This is a genomic window from Microbacterium sp. LMC-P-041 (genome assembly GCF_030209555.1).
Taxonomy (GTDB): domain Bacteria; phylum Actinomycetota; class Actinomycetes; order Actinomycetales; family Microbacteriaceae; genus Microbacterium.
In genome coordinates this window covers 50,569-71,100 of record NZ_JARVRV010000003.1, presented here as the reverse complement: position 1 = coordinate 71,100, position 20,532 = coordinate 50,569, and the positions used below count along the sequence as shown (strand labels likewise).

General features: G+C 69.4%; 18 protein-coding genes. 11 read left to right on the top strand and 7 right to left on the bottom strand.

The window, feature by feature from the left end:
• Positions 1 to 18: 18 nt before the first annotated feature.
• A complete protein-coding gene (locus QRN21_RS06120; protein WP_053097907.1) occupies positions 19 to 1,278 on the bottom strand; it encodes a D-arabinono-1,4-lactone oxidase in 1,260 nt (419 codons plus the stop codon).
• A gap of 79 nt (positions 1,279 to 1,357) precedes the next feature.
• Here QRN21_RS06120 and QRN21_RS06115 point away from each other — a divergent pair, with 79 nt between their 5' ends.
• From QRN21_RS06115 to arfA, 5 genes are all read left to right on the top strand, one after another.
• The gene (locus tag QRN21_RS06115) at positions 1,358 to 2,404 is read left to right on the top strand and encodes a LacI family DNA-binding transcriptional regulator (protein ID WP_056280575.1); all 1,047 of its coding nucleotides are present in this window, start codon (positions 1,358 to 1,360) and stop codon (positions 2,402 to 2,404) included.
• Positions 2,405 to 2,497: 93 nt separating this feature from the next.
• Positions 2,498 to 3,835 (top strand): extracellular solute-binding protein, encoded by a 1,338-nt coding sequence (locus QRN21_RS06110; RefSeq protein ID WP_056280572.1) that lies wholly within the window; start codon positions 2,498 to 2,500, stop codon positions 3,833 to 3,835.
• Positions 3,832 to 4,782, top strand: a complete 951-nt coding sequence (locus QRN21_RS06105; RefSeq protein ID WP_285363420.1) for a carbohydrate ABC transporter permease — start codon at positions 3,832 to 3,834, stop codon at positions 4,780 to 4,782. Before QRN21_RS06110 ends, QRN21_RS06105 begins: the two co-directional genes overlap by 4 nt.
• The gene (locus QRN21_RS06100) at positions 4,782 to 5,687 is read left to right on the top strand and encodes a carbohydrate ABC transporter permease (RefSeq protein ID WP_285363419.1); all 906 of its coding nucleotides are present in this window, start codon (positions 4,782 to 4,784) and stop codon (positions 5,685 to 5,687) included. The genes QRN21_RS06105 and QRN21_RS06100 overlap by 1 nt, the downstream gene beginning before the upstream one ends.
• A 38-nt stretch (positions 5,688 to 5,725) precedes the next feature.
• Positions 5,726 to 7,249, top strand: coding sequence for an arabinosylfuranosidase ArfA (gene arfA, locus QRN21_RS06095; protein ID WP_285363418.1), 1,524 nt, complete (start codon positions 5,726 to 5,728; stop codon positions 7,247 to 7,249).
• Between the two features lie 191 nt (positions 7,250 to 7,440).
• On the opposite strand, the gene QRN21_RS06090 is transcribed toward arfA, so the two are convergent.
• Positions 7,441 to 9,603 carry an LPXTG cell wall anchor domain-containing protein gene (locus QRN21_RS06090; RefSeq protein ID WP_285363417.1) on the bottom strand — a complete coding sequence of 721 codons (2,163 nt, stop codon included), beginning with the start codon at positions 9,601 to 9,603 and terminating at the stop codon, positions 7,441 to 7,443.
• 305 nt (positions 9,604 to 9,908) lie between these two features.
• Here QRN21_RS06090 and QRN21_RS06085 point away from each other — a divergent pair, with 305 nt between their 5' ends.
• Positions 9,909 to 10,340, top strand: a complete 432-nt coding sequence (locus QRN21_RS06085) for an META domain-containing protein (protein WP_285363416.1) — start codon at positions 9,909 to 9,911, stop codon at positions 10,338 to 10,340.
• A gap of 71 nt (positions 10,341 to 10,411) precedes the next feature.
• Here QRN21_RS06085 and QRN21_RS06080 read toward each other — a convergent pair whose 3' ends face one another.
• The 5 genes from QRN21_RS06080 to QRN21_RS06060 form a co-directional block, all read right to left on the bottom strand.
• Positions 10,412 to 11,545, bottom strand: coding sequence for a bifunctional 2-methylcitrate synthase/citrate synthase (locus tag QRN21_RS06080; RefSeq protein ID WP_053097920.1), 1,134 nt, complete (start codon positions 11,543 to 11,545; stop codon positions 10,412 to 10,414).
• Positions 11,546 to 11,547: 2 nt separating this feature from the next.
• Positions 11,548 to 12,450, bottom strand: a complete 903-nt coding sequence (gene prpB / locus QRN21_RS06075) for a methylisocitrate lyase (protein WP_053097922.1) — start codon at positions 12,448 to 12,450, stop codon at positions 11,548 to 11,550.
• Positions 12,450 to 13,976 (bottom strand): MmgE/PrpD family protein, encoded by a 1,527-nt coding sequence (locus QRN21_RS06070; protein ID WP_056280561.1) that lies wholly within the window; start codon positions 13,974 to 13,976, stop codon positions 12,450 to 12,452. Before QRN21_RS06070 ends, prpB begins: the two co-directional genes overlap by 1 nt.
• Positions 13,973 to 14,641, bottom strand: coding sequence for a GntR family transcriptional regulator (locus QRN21_RS06065; protein WP_285363415.1), 669 nt, complete (start codon positions 14,639 to 14,641; stop codon positions 13,973 to 13,975). Before QRN21_RS06065 ends, QRN21_RS06070 begins: the two co-directional genes overlap by 4 nt.
• A 74-nt stretch (positions 14,642 to 14,715) precedes the next feature.
• A complete protein-coding gene (locus tag QRN21_RS06060; protein WP_285363414.1) occupies positions 14,716 to 15,696 on the bottom strand; it encodes an EamA family transporter in 981 nt (326 codons plus the stop codon).
• A gap of 39 nt (positions 15,697 to 15,735) precedes the next feature.
• Here QRN21_RS06060 and QRN21_RS06055 point away from each other — a divergent pair, with 39 nt between their 5' ends.
• The 5 genes from QRN21_RS06055 to QRN21_RS06035 all read left to right on the top strand — a co-directional run bounded on the left by QRN21_RS06055 (position 15,736) and on the right by QRN21_RS06035 (position 20,530).
• On the top strand, positions 15,736 to 16,272 hold the full coding sequence (locus QRN21_RS06055; protein ID WP_285363413.1) for a CGNR zinc finger domain-containing protein: 537 nt from the start codon (positions 15,736 to 15,738) through the stop codon (positions 16,270 to 16,272).
• Between the two features lie 40 nt (positions 16,273 to 16,312).
• Positions 16,313 to 17,299: an acetylxylan esterase gene (locus QRN21_RS06050; protein ID WP_285363412.1), complete on the top strand. Its 987-nt coding sequence runs from the start codon at positions 16,313 to 16,315 to the stop codon at positions 17,297 to 17,299.
• A gap of 172 nt (positions 17,300 to 17,471) precedes the next feature.
• On the top strand, positions 17,472 to 18,062 hold the full coding sequence (locus QRN21_RS06045; protein ID WP_285363411.1) for a glucose-6-phosphate isomerase family protein: 591 nt from the start codon (positions 17,472 to 17,474) through the stop codon (positions 18,060 to 18,062).
• A gap of 9 nt (positions 18,063 to 18,071) precedes the next feature.
• The gene (gene xylB, locus QRN21_RS06040; protein WP_285363410.1) at positions 18,072 to 19,574 is read left to right on the top strand and encodes a xylulokinase; all 1,503 of its coding nucleotides are present in this window, start codon (positions 18,072 to 18,074) and stop codon (positions 19,572 to 19,574) included.
• Entirely contained in the window at positions 19,574 to 20,530 is a 957-nt protein-coding gene (locus tag QRN21_RS06035; protein ID WP_285363409.1) for a phosphoglycerate dehydrogenase, read from the top strand. The genes xylB and QRN21_RS06035 overlap by 1 nt, the downstream gene beginning before the upstream one ends.
• The last annotated feature ends 2 nt before the right edge of the window (positions 20,531 to 20,532 follow it).

The following is a 20,532-nucleotide window of genomic DNA, read 5'->3' as shown; positions in this document are numbered from 1 at the left end:
GCGCTAGAGGCCCAGGCGCTAGAGGCCCAGGCGCTCCAGGTACGGGTTCACCAGTCGGCGCTCGGGGTCGAACCGCGCCGCGAGCGCGGCGAAGTCATCCCAGCGCGAGTAGCGAGAGCGCACCTCGGCGGCATCGAGCGTGAACACCTTTCCCCAGTGCGGGCGGGCGGTCTCGGGCAGTGCCGCCTCGAGCGTGGGCAGGAACTCGCGAACGGCCGCCTCGTCGGGCTTCCAGGTGAAGTGGATGCCGACGGCATCCGTGCCCTGCGATGAGCTCAGCCAGAGGTAGTCGGGGGCGACCGTGCGGATCTCGTTCACGAGCAGCAGCGGCGCGATCTGGCCGGCGAGCGTGCGGACCGCCTGGATCGCGGCGACCGCATCGGCGCGGGGCACCAGGTACTCGCTCTGGATCTCGGCGCCCGCCGACGGCGTGAACTCGAGCTTGAAGTGCGCGAGACGCTCGAACCACGGCCCCGGCACTCCGAGCTGCTCGGTGCAGGCCACCGGGTCGACGCCGATGATCGGATGCCGCTTCGCTGTCGCAGGCTCCGCTCCGAGTCGGTCGAAGAGATCGGCGCGGGTGTTCTCGCGCGCCTCGGGCTGTCGCTGCTTGACCCAGATCTGGTCGGCGACGTCGGTGTGCTCCCACCGCGAGAAGATGCTGACGCTCGTTCCGATGCTCGTCACCTCGTCGAAGTCGGCGAGGATCGCATCCCACGACGGATGCTCGAACACGTGCTGGGCGACCTCGTAGGCGGGCTCGACATCGAGCGTCACGTCGACGACCGCTCCGAGTGCGCCGAGGCTGACGACCGCGCCGTCGAAGTCGTCGTCTCCGCGAGCGAGCGAGCGGATCTCCCCTGCCGGCGTGATGATCGTCAGCGCGCGCACGGCGGAGGCCAGCGATCCCGTCGCGTCGCCCGAGCCGTGCGTTCCGGTCGCGACGGCTCCCGCGATCGAGATGTGCGGCAGCGAGGCGAGGTTCGCGAGCGCGAGCCCCTCGGCATCGAGCAGCGGGGCGAGGTCCCCGTAGCGCAGCCCGCCCGACACGCGCACGGCGTCACGGGCGTCGGCGACCTCGAACACGACGGGCAGCCGGTCGAGCGCGATGAGCACCCCGTCGGTGTCGGCGATGTCGTTGAAGCAGTGCCGCGACCCGAGGAAGCGCACGGCCCCGCCCCGGGCGAGCAGTCCCTGCAGCTCATCGATCGAGCTCGGGTGCTCGATCGCGGATGCGCGATAGGTGAGGTTGCCGGCCCAGTTGCGTTCGATGGTCATCGGGCCATAGTAGCCACGGCAGCCTCGCCCGCCATCGGAGAGGCACCGCGCTCGGCACGCGCATGGATAGGCTGACCGGATGACTGCGATGCCGCCGCCGCGCGCGACGATGAAGGACGTCGCCGCACTTGCCGGCGTCTCACCCAAGACGGTCTCGAACGTCGTCACCGGCACGGTCGCCGTTCGCGAGGAGACGAGGCTCAGGGTCGAGTCGGCGATGGTGGAGCTCGACTTCGTGCCCAACCTCAACGCCCGCGGGCTCCGCAAGGGCCGCTCGGGCATCATCGCCGTGGCCCTGCCCGACCTCGCCACCGCGTTCTCGGCCGAGCTGATGCATCGCATCGTCGACGCTGCGCACGATCGGGGCCTGGCGGTGCAGATCGAGGAGACCGCGACTGATCCCGAACGCGAGCGGGAGCTCGTCTCGCGCGCTCGCGCGCACCTGGTCGACGGGCTGATCCTGAACCCGATCCGCCTCGAGGACAGCGTGCTGAAGTACGCCGACCGGCTGCCCCCGCTCGTCGTGCTCGGGGAGGTCGAGCAGAACAGGGCGGACCACGTGCGGATCGACAGTCGCCGCGCCGCCGCTGACGTGACCCGGCATGTGCTGTCTCGCGGGGCGACCCGCATCGCGGTGATCGGCGCCGATGACGACGCGGCGGTCGCGACCGCCACAGGTCGCCTACGACTCGAGGGCGTGCACGACGCGCTGCGAGAGGTCGGCATCCCGCGCGACACCGCTCTCGAGATCAACCCGATGCCGTGGTCGATGACGGGTGGGGCGGATGGCGTCGCCACGCTGTTCCGGCGGGGTGTGGCATTCGACGCGATCATCGCCTTCACCGACTCGCTCGCGCTCGGAGCGCTGCACGCGCTGCACGATCACGGCGTGAGCGTGCCGGACGATGTGATCGTGACGGGCTTCGACGATGTCGAGTTCTCGCGGTACACGTCGCCCTCGCTCACGACGATCGCCTTCGATCGTCGCGCGTTCGCCGACGCGGCCCTCACGCTGCTCGAGTCGCGCATGGACGACCGCTCCGCTCCCCCGCGCGCGCTCACCCTCTCGCATCATCTGCTCGAGCGCGACAGCACGCGGGGCACCCCGCGCGGCTACCGCCCCTGACGCGGCCCGGAAGCATCGGCTCACTCTTGCGCCGCTGATTACATCGATGTAATGATGTACCCCGACCCCGCCCGCTGTCACGAAGGAGTGACGATGACGCCCCCGCTCGATATGTCCAGACGGCAGTTCCTGACTGCCGCCTCCGTCACGGCCGCCGCGGCGCTGCTCGCCGGCTGCGCCCCCGGAACAGTCCCGGGCTCGAACACCACGACCCTCCAGTTCTGGCATCTGCTCTCGGGTGGCGACGGCGTCACCATGTCGCAACTGCTCGACACCGCGAACGCGGCGCAGAACGCGTACCGCATCCGCCCCACGGTGCTCGCCTGGGGCACCCCGTACTACACGAAGCTCGCGATGGCGGGCGCAGGTGGCCGCGCCCCCGACGTCGCGATCATGCACGCCACCCGAACGGTCGGCTGGGCCCCCGGCGGTCTGCTCGACCCGTGGGATCTCGACCGACTGGCAGACCTCGGCGTCGACGCATCGACGTTCCCGAAGCCCATCTGGGAGAAGGGCTTCGTCGGCGAGAACATGTACAGCGTCGCGCTCGACGCGCATCCGTTCGTCGCGATGTTCAACACCGACATCTGCGATGCCGCCGGAGTGCTCGACAGCGACGGTCGCCTCGCAGAGACGTCGTCTCCCGAGGAGTTCGTCGAGCAGCTGCGCACGATCGGCGGCAAAGCCGACGGCCACGCGCTGTCGTACGGATATCTCGGCGACGGCGCGCAGATGTGGCGCCTCTTCTACACCTTCTACTCGCAGCACGGCGGTGCGATGGAGCTGCCCGCCGGCGGCAAGGCCGTGATCGACAAGGATGCCGCGGTCGAGTCCCTCTCGCTCATGCGCACTCTGCTCGACGGCGAGATCGCCCTCGCCCAGGCCGACTACGGCAGCGCCGTCGCCGAGTTCGCGACCGGCAAGAGCGGCATGCTGTTCACCGGCGTCTGGGAGCTCCGCACCATGCAGAACGCGGAGATCCCGTTCGACGCGACCATGATCCCCACGCTCTACGGCACCCCGGCGGTCTACGCCGACTCGCACTCGTTCGTGCTGCCGCATCAGACCGACGCCGACGAGAAGAAGCGCGACCTGACGTACCAGTTCGTCGCCGACATGCTCAAGGGCTCGTTCGGCTGGGCCGAGGCCGGGCACATCCCCGCCTTCCTGCCGGTCACCGAGTCGCCCGAGTACGCCGATCTCGTCCCCCAGGCCCACTACGCCGAGGCCGCGCAGCACGTCGTGTACGACCCCACCGCGTGGTTCACCGGATCGGGCTCCAACTTCCAGGGCGAGTTCGGCGCCGCGGTGCAGGGCGTCCTGCTGTCGGGCGATGACCCCGCGGCGGCGATCGACCGGTTCGAGGCACGGGTGAACACCCTGCTCCGTCAGCCCAACCCGGCAGACCCCGAGGGGACGTTCGCATCATGACCACGGCAACCGACTCCACGCGCACCATCGTCACCGGCTCCAAGGCCGCCATCCCGATCCGTCGCGCCGGCTCCCGCAACCGCGAGCAGCTCATCAGCTGGGCGTTCCTCGCTCCGTTCCTGCTCGCGTTCGTGCTGTTCCTCGCCTGGCCGATCGTGCACGGCATCATCCTCAGCTTCACCGACCAATCGCTCACGGGCGCCGGCGGCTCCTTCATCGGCTTCGCGAACTACGCCGAGGCGCTGACGGATCCGAAGATGTGGCAGTCGATGGGCAACACGGTGTGGTTCACCCTGCTGTCCACTGTGCCGCTCGTTGTGATCGCTCTGCTGATGGCGGCTCTCGTCGACCGCGGCATCCCGGGTCAGTGGCTGTGGCGACTGTCGTTCTTCATGCCGTATCTGCTCGCCTCGACCGTGATCTCGCAGATCTGGGTGTGGATCTTCAACCCGCAGATCGGTGCCGCGAACAACATCCTCGAGTTCTTCGGTCTCGAGCCGCTCGCCTGGCTTCAGAATCCCGACACCAACATGCTGTCGATCGTGATCGCCACCGTCTGGTGGACGGTCGGGTTCAACTTCCTGCTGTACCTCGCGGCGATGCAGAACATCCCGCCGCAGCAGTACGAGGCCGCATCGCTCGATGGCGCGGGGCCGTGGCGCCAGTTCTGGTCGATCACTCTTCCGCAACTGGGACCGGCGACCGTGCTGATCCTGATCCTGCAGATCCTGGCGTCGCTCAAGCTCTTCGATCAGGCGTACCAGATGCTCGGCGGTGTCGCGAGTGACACGACCCGCTCGATCGTCCAGTACATCTACGAAGCCGGCTTCGTCAGTTACCGATTCGGCTACTCGGCCGCGATCTCCTATGTGTTCTTCGCCCTCATCGTCATCATCGGCGTCGCGCAGGCTCTGATCACGCGCCGCCGGAAGGAGTCGCCGCTGTGATGTCCACCGCCACTCTCACCGAGACCATCACGACGACCAAGCCCGCGCGGGCCCGTCGCCCGCGCCTGCCGGGCGAGAAGCCGTTCGGCGTGCTGCGCATCAGCGCACTCGTCGTCCTCATCGTCCTGGCGGTCGGCTGGCTGCTGCCCTTCCTCTGGGCGATCGCGACGGCGTTCAAGACCGAGACGGATGCCGCCAGCGGCGACCCGTCCTGGATCGGCGCCTCGGGCCCGACGATCGAGGCGTTCACCGCGATCCTGTCGCAGGGCAACGTCTACACCTGGGCGTTCAACAGCCTGTGGACGTCGATCGCCGTGACCCTGATCACGCTCACGATCTCGGCATTGGCCGCCTACGCCTTCTCCCGGCTCGACTTCACCGGTCGCAAGTGGCTGTTCGTCGCCATCATCGCCTCGATCGTCGTGCCGCCGCAGGTGCTCATCATCCCGCTGTTCTACGAGATGCTCGCGTTCAACATGATCGACACCTACTGGGGTCTGATCCTGCCGCAGGTCGTGGCGCCGGCCATGGTGTTCATCCTGAAGCGCTTCTTCGACGCGATCCCGATCGAGCTCGAAGACGCCGCCCGGGTCGACGGCGCCAGCCGACTGCGCATCTTCTGGTCGATCGTGCTGCCGCTGTCGCGCCCGATCCTGGCATCCGTCGCGATCTTCGTGTTCATCGGCGCCTGGAACAACTTCCTCTGGCCGTTCCTCGTCATCAACGACACCACGCTGATGACGCTGCCGGTCGGCCTCCAGACGGTGATCAGCGCCTACGGCGTGCAGTACGCCCAGGTGATGGCTCAGGCCGTGCTGGCGGCGCTGCCGTTGATCATCGTGTTCATCATCTTCCAGAAGCAGATCGTCAAGGGCGTCGCGACCAGCGGCTTCGGCGGTCAGTAGTCCCCCACCCGGCTCGAGAGCCAGAAACAAGGAGAGCAATGTCTCAGGCCCGCATCACCATCGATCGCGACTTCACCATCGCCGACGTCCCCCGGAGGCTCTTCGGGTCGTTCGTCGAGCACATGGGGCGCTGCGTGTACACCGGCATCTACGAACCGGGGCACCCGCAGGCCGACGAGCGCGGCTTCCGTCAGGACGTCCTCGCCCTGGTGAAGGAGATGGGTCCGACCGTGGTCCGATACCCGGGAGGCAACTTCGTCTCGGGCTACCGCTGGGAAGACGGGGTGGGCCCGGTCGAAGACCGCCCGGTGCGCATCGACGGCGCCTGGCACACGATCGAGACCAACGCCTTCGGCCTGCACGAGTTCATGGACTGGGCGAAGGATGCCGATGTCGAGGTCATGGAGGCCATCAACCTCGGAACCCGGGGTGTCGAGGAGGCCAGGTCGCTCGTCGAGTACGCCAACCATCCGGGCGGCACGTACTGGTCGGACCTTCGCCGCAAGAACGGCGCCGAGCAGCCCTTCGACATCAAGCTGTGGTGCCTGGGCAACGAGCTCGACGGCCCCTGGCAGATCGGCGGCAAGACCGCGACGGAGTACGGGCGGCTGGCGCAGGAGTCGGCCAAGGCCATGAAGCTCGTCGACCCGACGATCGAGCTCGTCGCCGTCGGCTCGTCCGGCCGCTCGATGCCGACGTTCGGCACCTGGGAGCACACGGTACTGACTCACGCGTACGACGAGGTCGACTTCATCTCGATGCACGCGTATTACCAGGAGCATGACGGCGACGCCGAGTCGTTTCTCGCGGAGTCGGTCGACATGGATGCGTTCATCGACGGCGTCATCGCGACGATCGATGCGGTGAAGGCGGCGGGCAAGCACACGAAGCAGGTCGACATCTCGTTCGACGAGTGGAACGTGTGGGACCAGGTGAAGTTCAACGACGTCGAGTCGGTCGAGATCGCGAAGGCCGGGTGGAAGAAGCACCCGCGTCTGATCGAGGACACCTACAACGTGACGGATGCCGTCGTCGTGGGCACGCTGCTCAACAGCCTGCTGCGTCATGGCGATCGCGTGAAGATCGCGAACCAGGCGCAGCTCGTGAACGTGATCGCGCCGATCCGCTCGGAGGAGAACGGTCCGGCCTGGCGTCAGACGAGCTTCTGGCCCTTCGAGCGCATGGCCCGTCTCGCCAAGGGCCGCATCCTGCGCCTCGCGGTGTCGGCTCCGCAGATCGAGACGAAGCGCTACGGCGGGGTCGACTCGGTCGATGCCGCGGCCACGTGGGACGAGGAGACCGGACGAGTCGTGGTCTTCGTCGCGAACCGCTCGCTGACCGAAGAGAGCGACCTGACCGTCGAGCTGCGCGGCCTGACCGGCCTCCGCGTCGTGAACGCCGAAACGCTGACGATCCCCGAGGGCGGCGACCGTCGCACCGCGAACCTCGAGGCCACGCAGGATGCCGTGCACATGGTGCCGCTCGGCGCCGCCGAGGTCGTCGACGGGTCGGTGCGTGCGACGCTGCCGCCGCTGTCATGGTCGGTGATCGAGCTCGCCTGAGGTTCGGCTCGACAGGAGAGGGCCCGGCATCGGATTCCGATGTCGGGCCTTCTGCGTGTCCGGCATCCCGCGCGCCTGCACCACGAAGCACCCCGGAGACGCGAAGAAGCCCGGTATCGATCGATACCGGGCTTCTCAGCGATGGGGTTCACGGCCGAGGCCGGTCACTCCGTCAGATCGTGATCAGGCGATCAGCTCTGGATCTGCTGGCGACGACGCACGACCAGCAGCAGTCCGCCCGAGAGCAGGGCGAGCGCGATGGCTCCGGCCGTCAGCGGGACGAGCATGTCGGAACCGGTCGCGGCGAGACCGCCGTCACCCGGGGCGGCTGCGCCACCCTCACCGGGAGCGGGAGCGGCTCCGCCACCGCCGGCGACCGGTGCGGCGAGAACAGCGAACGCCAGGTCGGTCGGAGCCGACGAGACGCCGTCGATGGCCTGCGTGGCCGAGACCGTGTAGGTGCCCGACTCGAGAGCCGCACCGAAGTCGACGCTCCAGGCGCCGTCCTCGACAGTGGCCGTGAACGTGCCGCTCGCCGCGGCGAAGGCGCCCGCGAGGGCCGCCGTGTTCGCCGTGGTCGGCTCGGCGCCGGTGAGCTTCACCGTCACGGTCGCTCCGTCGATGCCCGAGCCGGCGAGCCCGGAAGGACCGTCGTTGTGGGCGAACTCCGCGCCGTTCGCGACCGAGGTCACGGCCGGCGAGACGGGGATGACCGAGAACGACGAGGTGGCCTCAGGCGAGACCTCGTCTTCGCCGTCGATCGTGCGGGTCTGCGTCACGACGACGCTGTGCGAGCCGTACTCGAGGGTGAGTCCGTCGACGGTCCAGGAACCGTCTGCGGCGACCTCGGTCGTGCCGAGCACGTCATCGGTCTGGGCGTCGGTCACCGTGATGGCGGTGGTCGGCAGGCCGGTGCCGCTGATCGCGGTGACCGTCTCGTTGACGGTCGATCCGTCGGCGGGCGAGGTGATGACCGGCGCGACCAGCGGGGCCGGCACGACCTTCACGTCGAGCGTGACGGTCTCGGAGGAGCTGAAGCCGGTGCGGGCACGGACCGAGATGGTCTGCTCGCCGAGCTCGACCGGGCCGACCACCGAGAACGCGCCGTCGACGACGCGGACGGTCTGGTCTGCGCCGAAGCCGCTGACCGTGACCTTCTCCGCGCCGGGAGCGGTTCCGGTGATGGCCGTTCCGGGCTGCACCTCGGCGCCATCGGTCGGGCTGGTGACGACCGGTGCGTCGAGGTCGAGAGCGACCTGGTAGCCACCCGTCTTCGGCAGGGCGGTCACGAGCGATGCCGCCCAGGTGAACTGCTCCTGGGTCTCGGTCGCTTCCGTGCCACCACTGATGAGGCCGACGGCCGCGTTGCCCTGGATGACCGATCCACCGGAGTCTCCGGGGCCTGCGAGCGTGTTGCTCGAGAAGCCCTGCACCCAGTGACCGTCGATGTTGGCCCATCCGTCGAGGATGTCGTCGCTGGCGACGACGCCGGTGGTGAAGCCGGTCGTGCGACCGCTCTTCGAGACCTCGCCGAGCGTCGGTGCCGCGACGGACTTGATCTCGATGACGCTGTCTGCGAGCGAGCTCAGCGAGTCGCCGGCGGTGGTCCAGTCGGTGACCGCCGGTACCGGGTTCCAGCCTGCGGCCTCGTTGATGTCGATGGTCGAGATGTCCGTCGCGGTGGTGTCGCCGTTCGAACCGAGGCCGCCGTCGCCGCCGCCGAACTGAGCGAAGCCGAACGTACCGAGCAGGTCGATCGTGGCCGGCAGCGCGGTCCGGGTGCCACCGGCTGCGTCTTCGCTGCTGGGAACGGTCAGGGTGGTGTCGCGGAGCGGCTCGCCGTCTTCATCGAACGCGCAGTGTCCGGCACTCAGGAGCGCCGGGTCGCCGGTGGGCGTGAAGGCCGCGAAGCCGATGGAGCACGACCAGGCGTTGCTCCCGGGCTCGCCGGCGACGAAGCTCTCGAGATCGGGGCTCACCGAGAGGTAGCCCTGACCGCCGACGATGTCGCCCTCGGCGAAGGACGAGAGTGCGGTGTCGACCTTGACGACGGATGCGTCGGTGACGCCGTTGTCGCTCGCGATCTGCGTGATCTCGGCGTCGCTCTTGCCGGTGTCGGCGGTGACGACGACGACGTTCTCGCCGCCTGCGGTCTGACCGAGCGCGACCATGTCGGTGTCGGCCTCGGCCAGGTCCGCCTTCGTGTTCAGCACCTGGGCAGGAGCGTCCTGTCCGGGTGCTTCTGCGGAGTCGTCCGCGAACGCCACAGGCGCTCCGAGGAAGAGCCCCGAGAGGGCGAGCGTGGTGGCGGCCGTCAGCGCCAGTGGGCGGCGGCCTGTCACTCTGTGCTTCATGTGATGTATGTCCTTGCTGGTCACGGATCGTCAGTCAGTTTCATAGTCGGCAGTGTGCTGTGCACACAGAACCGTTCGCCTCCCGGTGGAGGCGTGAACTGCGACGCTGGCCCCCCGACAAGCAGGATCCTGTTCGTCGAGACGAGCAGGGATCTCCAGAAGCGTACCCAGTAAATCCACAGAATGGGGAAATTGTTTACCAGAATTTCGCCTCTTGACCTGGCGCTCTCGTTTGCGATACGGCAGGACGACCGCCCGCCGCACAACGGATTGCGTTCGCAGACGACACGGTTACCATGGCCACCATGAGCACCCACCGCAGAGCACGCACCCTCGTCGGCCTCGCGATCCTGGGAGCCTTCGCCGTGATGGGCGCAGCCTGCGCGACCGGCAGCCCCAGCAGTGCGCCGACGTCGAGCGCCGACCCGAACGGCGAAGACAGCGCCGTCGTCGAGAAGCTCGTCGGACTGTGGGGAGAGGATGCCTCCGGTCAGCCGCACCTCGAGTTCACCGCCGACGGCGAGGTGCACGGCAGTGACGGCTGCAACGGCATCACGACGACCTACTCGGTGAACGGCGACCGTGTCGATCTCGCCCGATTCGCCTCGACGCTGAAGGCGTGCCCCGGAGTGGACGGCTGGATGCGGGGCGTGCGTGCGGTCGAGATCGACGGCGACGTCCTCGTGATCAAGGACGCGTCCGGCACGGAGCTGGGCACCCTCCCGCGCGCGAGCTGACGTCGCGCCGCGGAGTGCGGCATCCGATCCGGCGACCGACCCGGGTTCGTCGACCCGGGCCGGTGCGCCGATCAGTTCTCGATGTGGCGTTCGTCGACGCCGTCGTAGAACGACAGCGGGCGGATCAGAGCGTTCGCACCGGCCTGTTCGATGATGTGCGCCGTCCACCCTGTGACCCGCGCCGCGACGAACAGCGGCGTGAAGGTGAGGGTGTCGAAGCCGATGAGGTTGTAGGCAGGACCCGACGGGTAGTCGAGGTTCGGGTAGATGCCCTTGCGCGCCACGAACTCCGACTCGAGAGCGTCGTACAGCTCTGCCACCTCGGCCTTGTCGTAGTGCTCGACCAGGGTGTCGAGCGCCGCCTTCATCGTCGGCACCCGCGAGTCGCCGCTCTTGTAGACGCGGTGCCCGAAGCCCATGATCTTGCGCTTCTCGGCCAGCGCCTTGTCAAGCCACGGCACGACGTTCGAGGCCTCGCCGATCTCGTCGAAGATGTGCAGCACAGCCTCATTGGCGCCGCCGTGCAGCGGCCCCTTGAGCGCGCCGATCGCCCCGACCACCGCCGAGTAGAGGTCGCTGAGGGTGGAGGTGATCACGCGGGCCGTGAACGTCGAGGCGTTGAACGAGTGCTCGGCATACAGGATCATCGAGCGGTTGAACGCGTCGACGACCACCGGATCGGGCTCCTCGCCGAACGTCATCCAGAGGAAGTTCGCCGAGTAGTCGAGGTCGTCGCGCGGTGCGATCGTCTCCTGCCCCCGGCGGCGGCGCTGACCGTACGCGACGATCGCGGGGAGAGCGGCGAACAGACGGATGCTGCGCTCGAGGTTCTCCTCCGGGCTGCCGCCGGCATCGAGCACCGATCCGCCCGCGTTCGTGTCGGAGGCACCGATCAGGCTGACCGCCGTGCGCACCTCGTCCATCGGATGCGCGTCGAGCGGAACCAGGTCGATCGCCGTCTTCACGCTGTCGGTCAGAGCGCGATGGAGGCGCTCCTCCGCGCGGAAAGCGGCCAGCTCGTCGGCCGTCGGCAGCTCGCCGTGCCACAGCAGGTAGGCCACCGCCTCGAAAGGCTGGGTCGCCGCCAGCTCCTGCACGGGATATCCGCGGTAGAGCAGGCTGTTCGTCTCGGGGTTGACCTTCGAGATCGCGGTCGTGTCGACGACGACCCCGGCGAGGCCCTTCTTGATGTCCGGCTCGGTCATGCTCACTCCTTCGTGACGGTGAAGCCTGCGACGCCGGAGTCGAACTGCTTGTAGGACTCGTAGTCGATCAGGTCGTAGAGATCGGCACGGTGCTGCATCTCACCGAGCTTCGAGGTGAGGTGCCCCTCCTCGTTCAGCGTATCGAGCGCACCGCCCGCCGCGCCCATCGCGATGCGCAGCAGCGACACCGGCCAGATGACCATGTTCACACCGGCATCCCGCAACTGGTCGACCGAGAACAGATCGCTCTTGCCGAATTCGGTCATGTTGGCGAGGATCGGCACGTCGAGCGCATTCGCCATCGCCTCGAACTCGCCGAGGGTGCGCATCGCCTCGGGGAAGACGGCATCCGCCCCGGCATCCACCAGCGCCTTCGCACGATCGATCGCGGACTCGAGTCCCTCGACCGCGCGGATGTCGGTGCGCGCCATGATGAGGAAGTTCGGGTCGCGTCGAGCGTCGGCGGCGGCGCGGATGCGACGGATCGCCGTGCTCTCGTCGACGACGCTCTTGCCGTCGAGGTGGCCGCAACGCTTCGGGTTGATCTGGTCTTCGATGTGCGTGCCGGCGAGGCCGGCATCCTCGAGCTCCTGGATCGTGCGGGCGACGTTCATCGGCTCGCCGAAACCGGTGTCGGCGTCGACGATCGCGGGGATGTCGGTCATCCGCGCGATCTGCTTGGCCCGACCGGCGACCTCGGTCAGCGTGGTGAGGCCGATGTCGGGCACCCCGAGGTCGGCAGAGAGCACCGCACCCGAGATGTAGACCCCGTCGAAGCCCTTCTGCTCGATCAGTCGGGCGCTCAGCGGATTGAACGCGCCGGGGAAGCGCAGCAGCTCGCCACTCGCGAGCCGTTCGCGGAACAGACGGCGCTTCTCGGCCGGGGTGACGTGCGAATACAGCATCAGAACAGGCCCTTCGGGGCATCGGCGCCCTCGAGCAGGCCGGGCTTCGCGATGATCGACAGCTCGCCGACCTCCGCGGCCGTGAGCTCGGGCAGACGCTGCACGAGCTCGAGGAACCGCTCGATCTCCGCGGGCTCGAGCACGGGCTCGGCCAGCAGGCGGAACTTCGCGATGTAGTTCTCACGGGCGAACGGACGAGCACCCAGCGGGTGCGCGTCCGCGACGGCGATCTCATCGACCACGGTCGTGCCGTCGGTGAGGCGGAACTCGACGCGCCCGCCGAACGCCTTCACGTCGGGGTCTTCGGAGTGGTAGCGGCGGGTCCACTCGGCATCCTCGGCCGTGGTGATCTTGTGCCACAGGGCGACCGTGTCTGCGCGACCGGCCCGCTCGGGGGTGTACGAATCGACGTGGTGCCAGCCGCCGTCCTGCAGCGCGACCGCGAAGATGTACGGGATCGAGTGGTCGAGCGTCTCGCGGGATGCAGTGGGGTCGTACTTCTGGGGGTCGTTCGCACCCGAGCCGATCACGTAGTGCGTGTGGTGGCTGGTGTGCAGCACGACGGCCTCGATGTTGGCGGGGTCGCGCAGCGCCGGGTTCTCGGTGCCGAGCTTGCGGGCGAGGTCGATCCACGCCTGCGCCTGGTACTCGGCCGAGTGCTCCTTGGTGTACGAGTCGAGGATCGCGCGCTTCGCCTCGCCCGCGGCAGGAAGCGGCACCTCGTAAGCGGCGTCCTTGCCGTCGAGCATCCAGGCGATCACGCCGTCTTCGCCCTCGTAGATCGGCGCGGGACTCGTCTGACCGCGCATCGCCCGGTCGACCGCCTCGACGGCGAGCTTGCCGGCGAAGGCCGGGGCGTGCGCCTTCCAGGTCGAGATCTCGCCCTTGCGGCTCTGACGCGTGGCGGTGGTGGTGTGCAGGCCCTGACCGACGGCCTGGTAGATCGTCTCGACGTCGAGCCCGAGCAGAGTGCCGATGCCGGCGGCGGCCGACGGGCCGAGGTGCGCGACGTGGTCGATCTTGTGCTTGTGCAGGCAGATCGCGCGCACGAGGTCCATCTGGATCTCGTAGCCGGTGGCGATGCCGCGCAGCAGCGCGCGGCCGTCGGCCTGCACGTGCTGGGCGACGGCGAGGATCGGCGGGATGTTGTCGCCCGGGTGCGAGTACTCGGCCGCGAGGAACGTGTCGTGATAGTCGAGCTCGCGCACGGCCACGCCGTTGGCCCACGCCGCCCACTCGGGGCTGGTGCGGTGGTCGAGCGCCGCGCCGAAGACCGTGGCGCCGATGCCGCCGGTCGAGACGGGGTGGCTGAACGCCTGGGTGCGAGCCGCGTTGATGGGCCCGCGGGTGAGGGATGCCGCGGCCACCGACGCGTTGTCGATGATGCGGTTGATGATCATGTCGGTGACGTCCTGCTCGACCTCGACCGGGTCGGCGGCGACCTCGGCGATCTTCCAGGCGAGCTGGTCTTCGCGGGCGAGGTTCTCATCGCTGCGGTGGACGCGGACGTGGTGGGTGACGGTCATTTCACACCTTCTGGGTTGGCGGTCAGGGAGTCGAGGATGCCGGTCAGCGCATTGTGCAGATGCACGTGCGTGGCGTGGGCGGCGAGGTCACCGTCTCGGGCGGCGAGGGCCTGCGCGATCGTTCGGTGCTCGGCGGCTGAGGCTGAGAGGCGGACCGGCTTGTCGCGGGCCATGCGGCGGACTCGCACGAGGTGGGTGCGCACGGTGCGCAGGGCCGAGGCGATGTAGTCGTTGTCGACCGCACCGTCGAGAGCGGCATCGAAGCGGGCGATCAGGGCGTAGTACGCGTCGCGGCCCTCGACGGCGGTGAGGTCGACGTGCGCGAACTCGTCGGCGAGGGCGGCGAAGAGGGCGGCGTCACCCCGCTGGGCCGCGAGTCGGGCGGAGGTCTCTTCGAGCGCGCGGCGGATCTCGAACAGCGCGCGGATGTCGTCGGCATCCAGGTCGGCGACCACCGTCACTCGCGGCGACTGCTGCACGACGAGGCCGTCGGCGGCGAGGCGGCGCAGCGCTTCGCGCATCGGGGTGCGGCTGATGCCGAGGCGGGCGGCCTGCTCGACCTCGCCGAGCACGAACCCCGCGGGGAGGGCGCCGGACTGGATCTCCTCGAGCAGCGCGGCGTGGGCTCGATCGCCGGCGGTGATGCGATCGGCGACAGAGCTCATGCCCTCAGTGTATACACAAATACGTTTCGTATGATCAGGGGCGCGGTCAGCGGGTGCTTCGCGTATACATTGCGCTACCGCTGCGGCCGCTCCACGGCATCCGGCACCGGCTCGACGAACTCGGCGGGACGCGGCTCGCCGAGCTTCACCACGACGACGCCGACCAGCACCAGCGCCCCGCCGAGGGCCTGCAGCAGATCGGGCAGCTGTCCGAGCAGCAGCCAGCCGAAGAGCAGCGCGGCGACCACCTCGGAGAGCGCGACGAAGGATGCGAGGCGGGAGCCGAGCATCCGCGTCGACGCGATGCCGAGCACATAGGCGAGTGCCGTCGCGACCAGGCCGATCGCGAGCACCGGCACGAACCACGGCACGGTGCCGAAGCGATAGGTGATGTCGTCGGTCGTCCAGGCGATGGGCAGGATGCCGGCGAGTCCGGCGACCGTCAGCGCGATCGCGCCGAGCAGCAGCCCACCCCCGGCGAGCGCGATCGGAGGCAGTCCGGTGTCGGCCTTGGCCGAGAGCAGGAAGTACGTCGCCGCACCCACCATCGCGGCGAGTGCCCAGAGGATGCCGGCGACATCGACCTCGGCGCCGGTGATGATGTCGAGCATCAGCACGAGTCCGACGAAGGCGATGGCCGCGCCGATCACGCTGCGCCGACTCGGCCGCTCGCCCCGGCGGAGCCACAGCCAGAGGATGACGGCGATCGGCGCGGTGTATTCGATGAGCAGTGCGAGACCGACGTCCATCACGGCGACGGCCTGGAAGTAGCAGAGCTGCGTGGCGGTGACGGCGAGCAGTCCGTAGGCGGCGACCATCCCGGCGTTCTTGCGGAGCACTGCCCACCGCCCGCGCAGCGACAGGACCGTCGGCACGAGCAGCACGAGTGCGGCGACCCAGACACGCGCGGTCACGGCAGCACCGGGCGCCCACCCCGCATCGATGAGCCCGCGAGCCCAGGCGCCGGACATCCCGAACGCGAAGGCCGCGCCGATCGCCAGAGGCAGACCGAGACGCACGCCGCGCATCGAGATGTCATTCGCAACTTTGCTCATGACAGGTGACGCTACTCGTGCACGTTGTAAGGTGTCAACATGAACTTCACCGATGACACGGAAGAGGCGCTCCGCGCAGCCGTCCGGCTCGTGAACTCGGCGGAAGAGCCCGAGACCCTCGAGACGCTCGCCGACTACGACGCCTTTCTCGCGGACTTCCCCTACTCCGGCCGCCTCGACCGCGACGACGCCGAGCTCTCCTCGCTGCGTGCGATCCGCCCGCGCCTGCGCTCCATGCTCATCGCCCCACGAGACGAGATGGCCGAGCACGTCAACGCCGCGCTGGCCGAAGCGTCTCTCGCGCCGCGACTCGTGCGCCATGACGGCGTGGACTGGCACCTGCACGCCGTCGCCGACGAGCGCCCCCTCGCCGAGCGCGTGCTGATCGAGACCGCGATGGCGCTGATCGACGTCATCCGCACCGACGAGGGATCCCGCATCTCGATCTGCGCCGACGACACGTGCGAGGCGCTCGCTCTCGACCTGTCCCGCAACCGGTCGAAGCGCTACTGCTCGACGACCTGCACGAATCGCAACGCGGTGGCGGCGTATCGTGCGCGGCGCGCGAGCGCCTGAGCCGCGGCATCCGGAGGACGTTCGGTAGCGTCGTCTCGTCATGACCTTCCCCCCTCCCTACGACACCTGGTTCCCCGACGCCGAGTTCGACGCCGCCTACGGACACACGCTCGCCACGCTCCGCGAGATCGCACCGGTTCCGCCGTCGGACGGCTTCGCCGTGCGATGGCAGGCGTGGCGCGCACAGGCGAAGACGGTGGATGCCGCACCCGCCGTGCTGTCCACCGAGAGCATCCACGGCCGGCGGGTGTCGATCATCGAGCACGCCGGAGTCGACGGCATCCGACTGCGTGCCTGGCTCGTCGAGCCCGTCTCGCCGCCCGCGCAGGTGGGCGTCGTGCACAGCCACGGATACGGCGGGCGGGATGCGATCGACCTCGCTCGTATTCCCGAGGATGCGGCGGCGATCTTCCCCGTAGCCCGCGGGCTGCCCACGCTGAACACGGGCATCGGCGCCCCCGAGATCCAGGCCGAGCATGTGCTGGCCGGGATCGAGAACCCCGACGACTACGTGCTGGGACTCTGCGCCCGCGACCTCTGGCTCGCGGCGGATGCCCTGACCGCGCTCGTCGGACGCGTGCCGCTCTACTACGTCGGCGAGAGCTTCGGCGGCGGCATCGGAGCGCTCGCCCTGCCGTGGGACGACCGGTATATCGGGGCGACCCTCATCGTCCCGAGCTTCGGGCAGTACGACGAGCGCCTCGCCGTTCACTGCCTCGGCAGCGGGGAGACCGTGCGCGATCACGTCGCCGCGCATCCCGACGCGCGCGAGGCGCTGCGCTGGTTCGACGCCTCGTCAGCCCTCGGCTTCGCCCGCGTTCCGGTGCGCGTGGAGGCGGCACTGTGGGACCCGTACGTGCCGCCGCCCGGACAGTTCGGCGTCGCGAACGCGGCGCGGATGCTCGAACTCGCCGTCCTCCCCGCCGGCCATGCCGACTATCCAGGGGCCGACGAGGTGACAGCCGAGTCCGTCAGAGGCGGCCGCGCCCACCTCGCGCGCGCACTGCGCGCCGCCTCCGCTCCATGACTCCGGAGAAACTCGCATGGCGAGCCCGACGGGTCCGGGCGAGCCAGGAGCAGCGCACACCCGCGCTCCCCGGCCTGCGCATCCGAGCACTGGACGCCACTTGTCATCACAGGTACACTCAACTTGTCATTACAGGTTGCGCAGCGCCGCAGCATCCGCACGAGGAGCACCGATGCCCCAGTTCCACACTCCCCCGATCTCGCCGATGGCGATCGCCTTCGACGCCGAGAAGCTCACGCTCTCCCCGGAGGGACCCACTCTGACGCGGCGCATGTCCGACCTCGAGGGACTCTTCCTCGACGCCGACGCCTGGGCTGCCGCGGCCGGCGGCGACAACCCCGTCGTCTACACCGTGGTCAGCTCTCCCGTGCCCGAGGTCGACCGCGAGCTGCCGCAGTCGATCACCACGATCATGCCCGGCGACACCTCGGGAGAGCTCTGGATGACCAAGGGCCACCAGCATCCGAACCACCAGGGCGAGATCTACCTCGCGCTGAAGGGCCGCGGCGGGCTGCTCATGTTCGACGGCGAGCGCACCGAATGGCTCGACATGCTGCCCGGCACGATCGGCTACATCCCGCCGGGCTGGGCGCACCGCTCGGTCAACACGGGCGACGAGCCCTACTCGTTCCTCGCGGTGTACCCGGGCGGCGCCGGCCACGACTACGGCTGGGTCCTCGAGCACGGGATGGGCTCTCGGGCCTATCGCGCCATCGAGGGCGTGGACCTGCGCCCCTACTCCGCGTCCCCCTCCACGGAATAGGCTCCGGCCATGCTGATCGCGCACGATCTGGGGACCACCGGCGACAAGGCCTCCCTGCACCATGACGACGGACGCCTCGTCACCTCGGTCACGGTGCCGTACCCCGCGCACTTCGCCGCGGGCGGCATCGCGGAGCAGGATCCGTCGGACTGGTGGGATGCCGTCGTCTCGGCGACCCGACAGCTGATCGACCGTGCGGGCGTCGACCCGTCGACCGTCGGCGGACTCGTCGTCAGCGGCCAGATGATGGGCACCGTGCTGCTCGACGCACACGGCGAGCCGGTGCGCCCCGCGATCATCTGGGCCGACACCCGCTCGGGCGCGCAGACCCGTGCGCTCGAAGAGCGTCTCGGCGCACAGGACGCCTATCGCGTGCTCGGCCATCGACTGAACCCCACCTACTCGGTCGAGAAGATCATGTGGGTGCGCGACAACGAGCCGGATGTCTGGGCGCGGGTGCGGCACTTCTGCGTCGCGAAGGACTACATCGTCTACCGTCTCACCGGACGCCTCGCCACCGAGCGCTCCGACGCCTCGGGCACCAACGCCTACGACCAGGTGCGCGGCGAGTGGTCGGCCGATGTGCTCGCCGCCGCGGGACTCGACCCCGCCCTCTTCCCCGAGATCCTCGAATCGACGACGATCGCCGGGTCCCTCACCGCCGATTCGGCCACCGCCCTCGGGCTTCCGGCATCCGTCCGCGTCGTCATGGGCGGCGGAGACGGCCCCCTGGCCGCCGTCGGTTCGGGCATCGTCGCGCCCGAAGACGGCGCATACGTGTGCCTGGGCACCTCGTCGTGGATCTCGTTCGCGAGCCTCACACCGCTGCACGACCCGCAGATGCGCACCATGACGTTCGACAACGTCGTGCCCGGATCCTTCGTGCCGACCGCGACCATGCAGGCCGGCGGCGCCTCGGTGCAGTGGATCGCCGAAGCCCTCTCCCCCGACCCCGCGCGCCCCGACACCGCCCGGCTCACCGCGGAGGCCGGGGGCGACCTCGACACCGAGGACCTCTACTTCCTCCCCTATCTGCTCGGCGAACGATCCCCGCTGTGGGACCCGCACGCCCGCGGAGCCTTCGTCGGCCTCGCCCGTCACCACACCCGCGCGCACCTCACCCGAGCCGTGCTCGAGGGTGTCGCGTACAACCTGCTCACCTGCATCCAGGCGTTCCGCGAATCCGGTGCGTCGATCGACCGCATCGACGCGGTGGGCGGCGGAGCACAGAGCGACGCCTGGCTCGGCATCCTCGCCGACGTCTGGGGTGTGCCGATCCGACGGCGCACGATCGTCGAAGAGGCCAACAGCCTCGGCGCCGCTGTCACCGGTGCCGTCGGCCTCGGCCTCGCCGACTTCTCGGCGGCGCGGGCGCTCAGCGAGGTCACGGCGGAGTTCACTCCGGATGCCGGCCGGCACGCCGTGCACGCGCAGCGGCACTCGCGCTTCGTCGGCGCCTACGCCGCGCTCGAGCCGTGGTTCGCCCAGGCCCCCGCCACTCGAGGCGCCTGATGGGAGTCATCCTCGCGACCAGCCGGTCGTTCTCGGACGGAGACCTCGACCTCGTCGGGCGAGCCAGGGCCGCCGGTCACGAGATCGTCCGGGGCCCCGCCCACCACGGGCTCACCGAGCTCGCACCCCTGCTCGCTGCCGCCGAGGGGTGGATCGCGGGCACGGGTCCGGTGACCGACGACCACCTGGCCGCCGCGCCGAACCTCAGGGTCGTGGCCCGCTACGGCGTCGGCACCGAGGCAGTCGATCTCGACGCGGCGCTGCGGCGCGGCATCCCGGTGACGAACACCCCGGGGGCGAACGCCGATGCCGTCGCCGACCACGCCGTCGGCCTCATGCTTGCGGCGCTCCGGTTCATCCCCGACGGCGATCGCCGCGTGCGGGCCGGCGACTGGGCCGTGCGGCGCGGTCGCGAGCTCGGAGCCGCCACGGTCGGCATCGTGGGCTTCGGCCGCATCGGCCAGGGCGTCGCCCGACGTCTGAGCGGTTTCGGCGCACGCGTGCTCGCGGCAGATCCGTTCCTGCCGGCCGACGTGATCGCCGAGCGCGGCGCCGAACCGGTCGACCTCGACGAGCTGTTCCGCACCGCCGACGTCATCACCCTGCACGCCCCGGGCGGGCAGACGCTCGTCGATGCGGCGCGACTCGACGGCATCCGCCCCGGCACGATCCTGGTGAACACCGCCCGCCCCGATCTCGTCGACGAGGCGGCACTCGCCGCCGCCCTGCGTGACGGACGCCTCGGCGGATACGCCGCCGACACCCTGACCGGCGACACCGCGGCGAGCGCGAGTCCGCTGCTCGCCGACGACCTCGCCGACCGTGTCACCGTGACCCCGCATCTCGGCGCGCAGACGACCCAGGCCGTCGACAACATGGGCTCGATGTCCCTCGACGACGTGCTCGCCGTTCTCGCGGGCACCGCTCCCGCCCACCCTGTCTCTCCCCGACCCTGAAG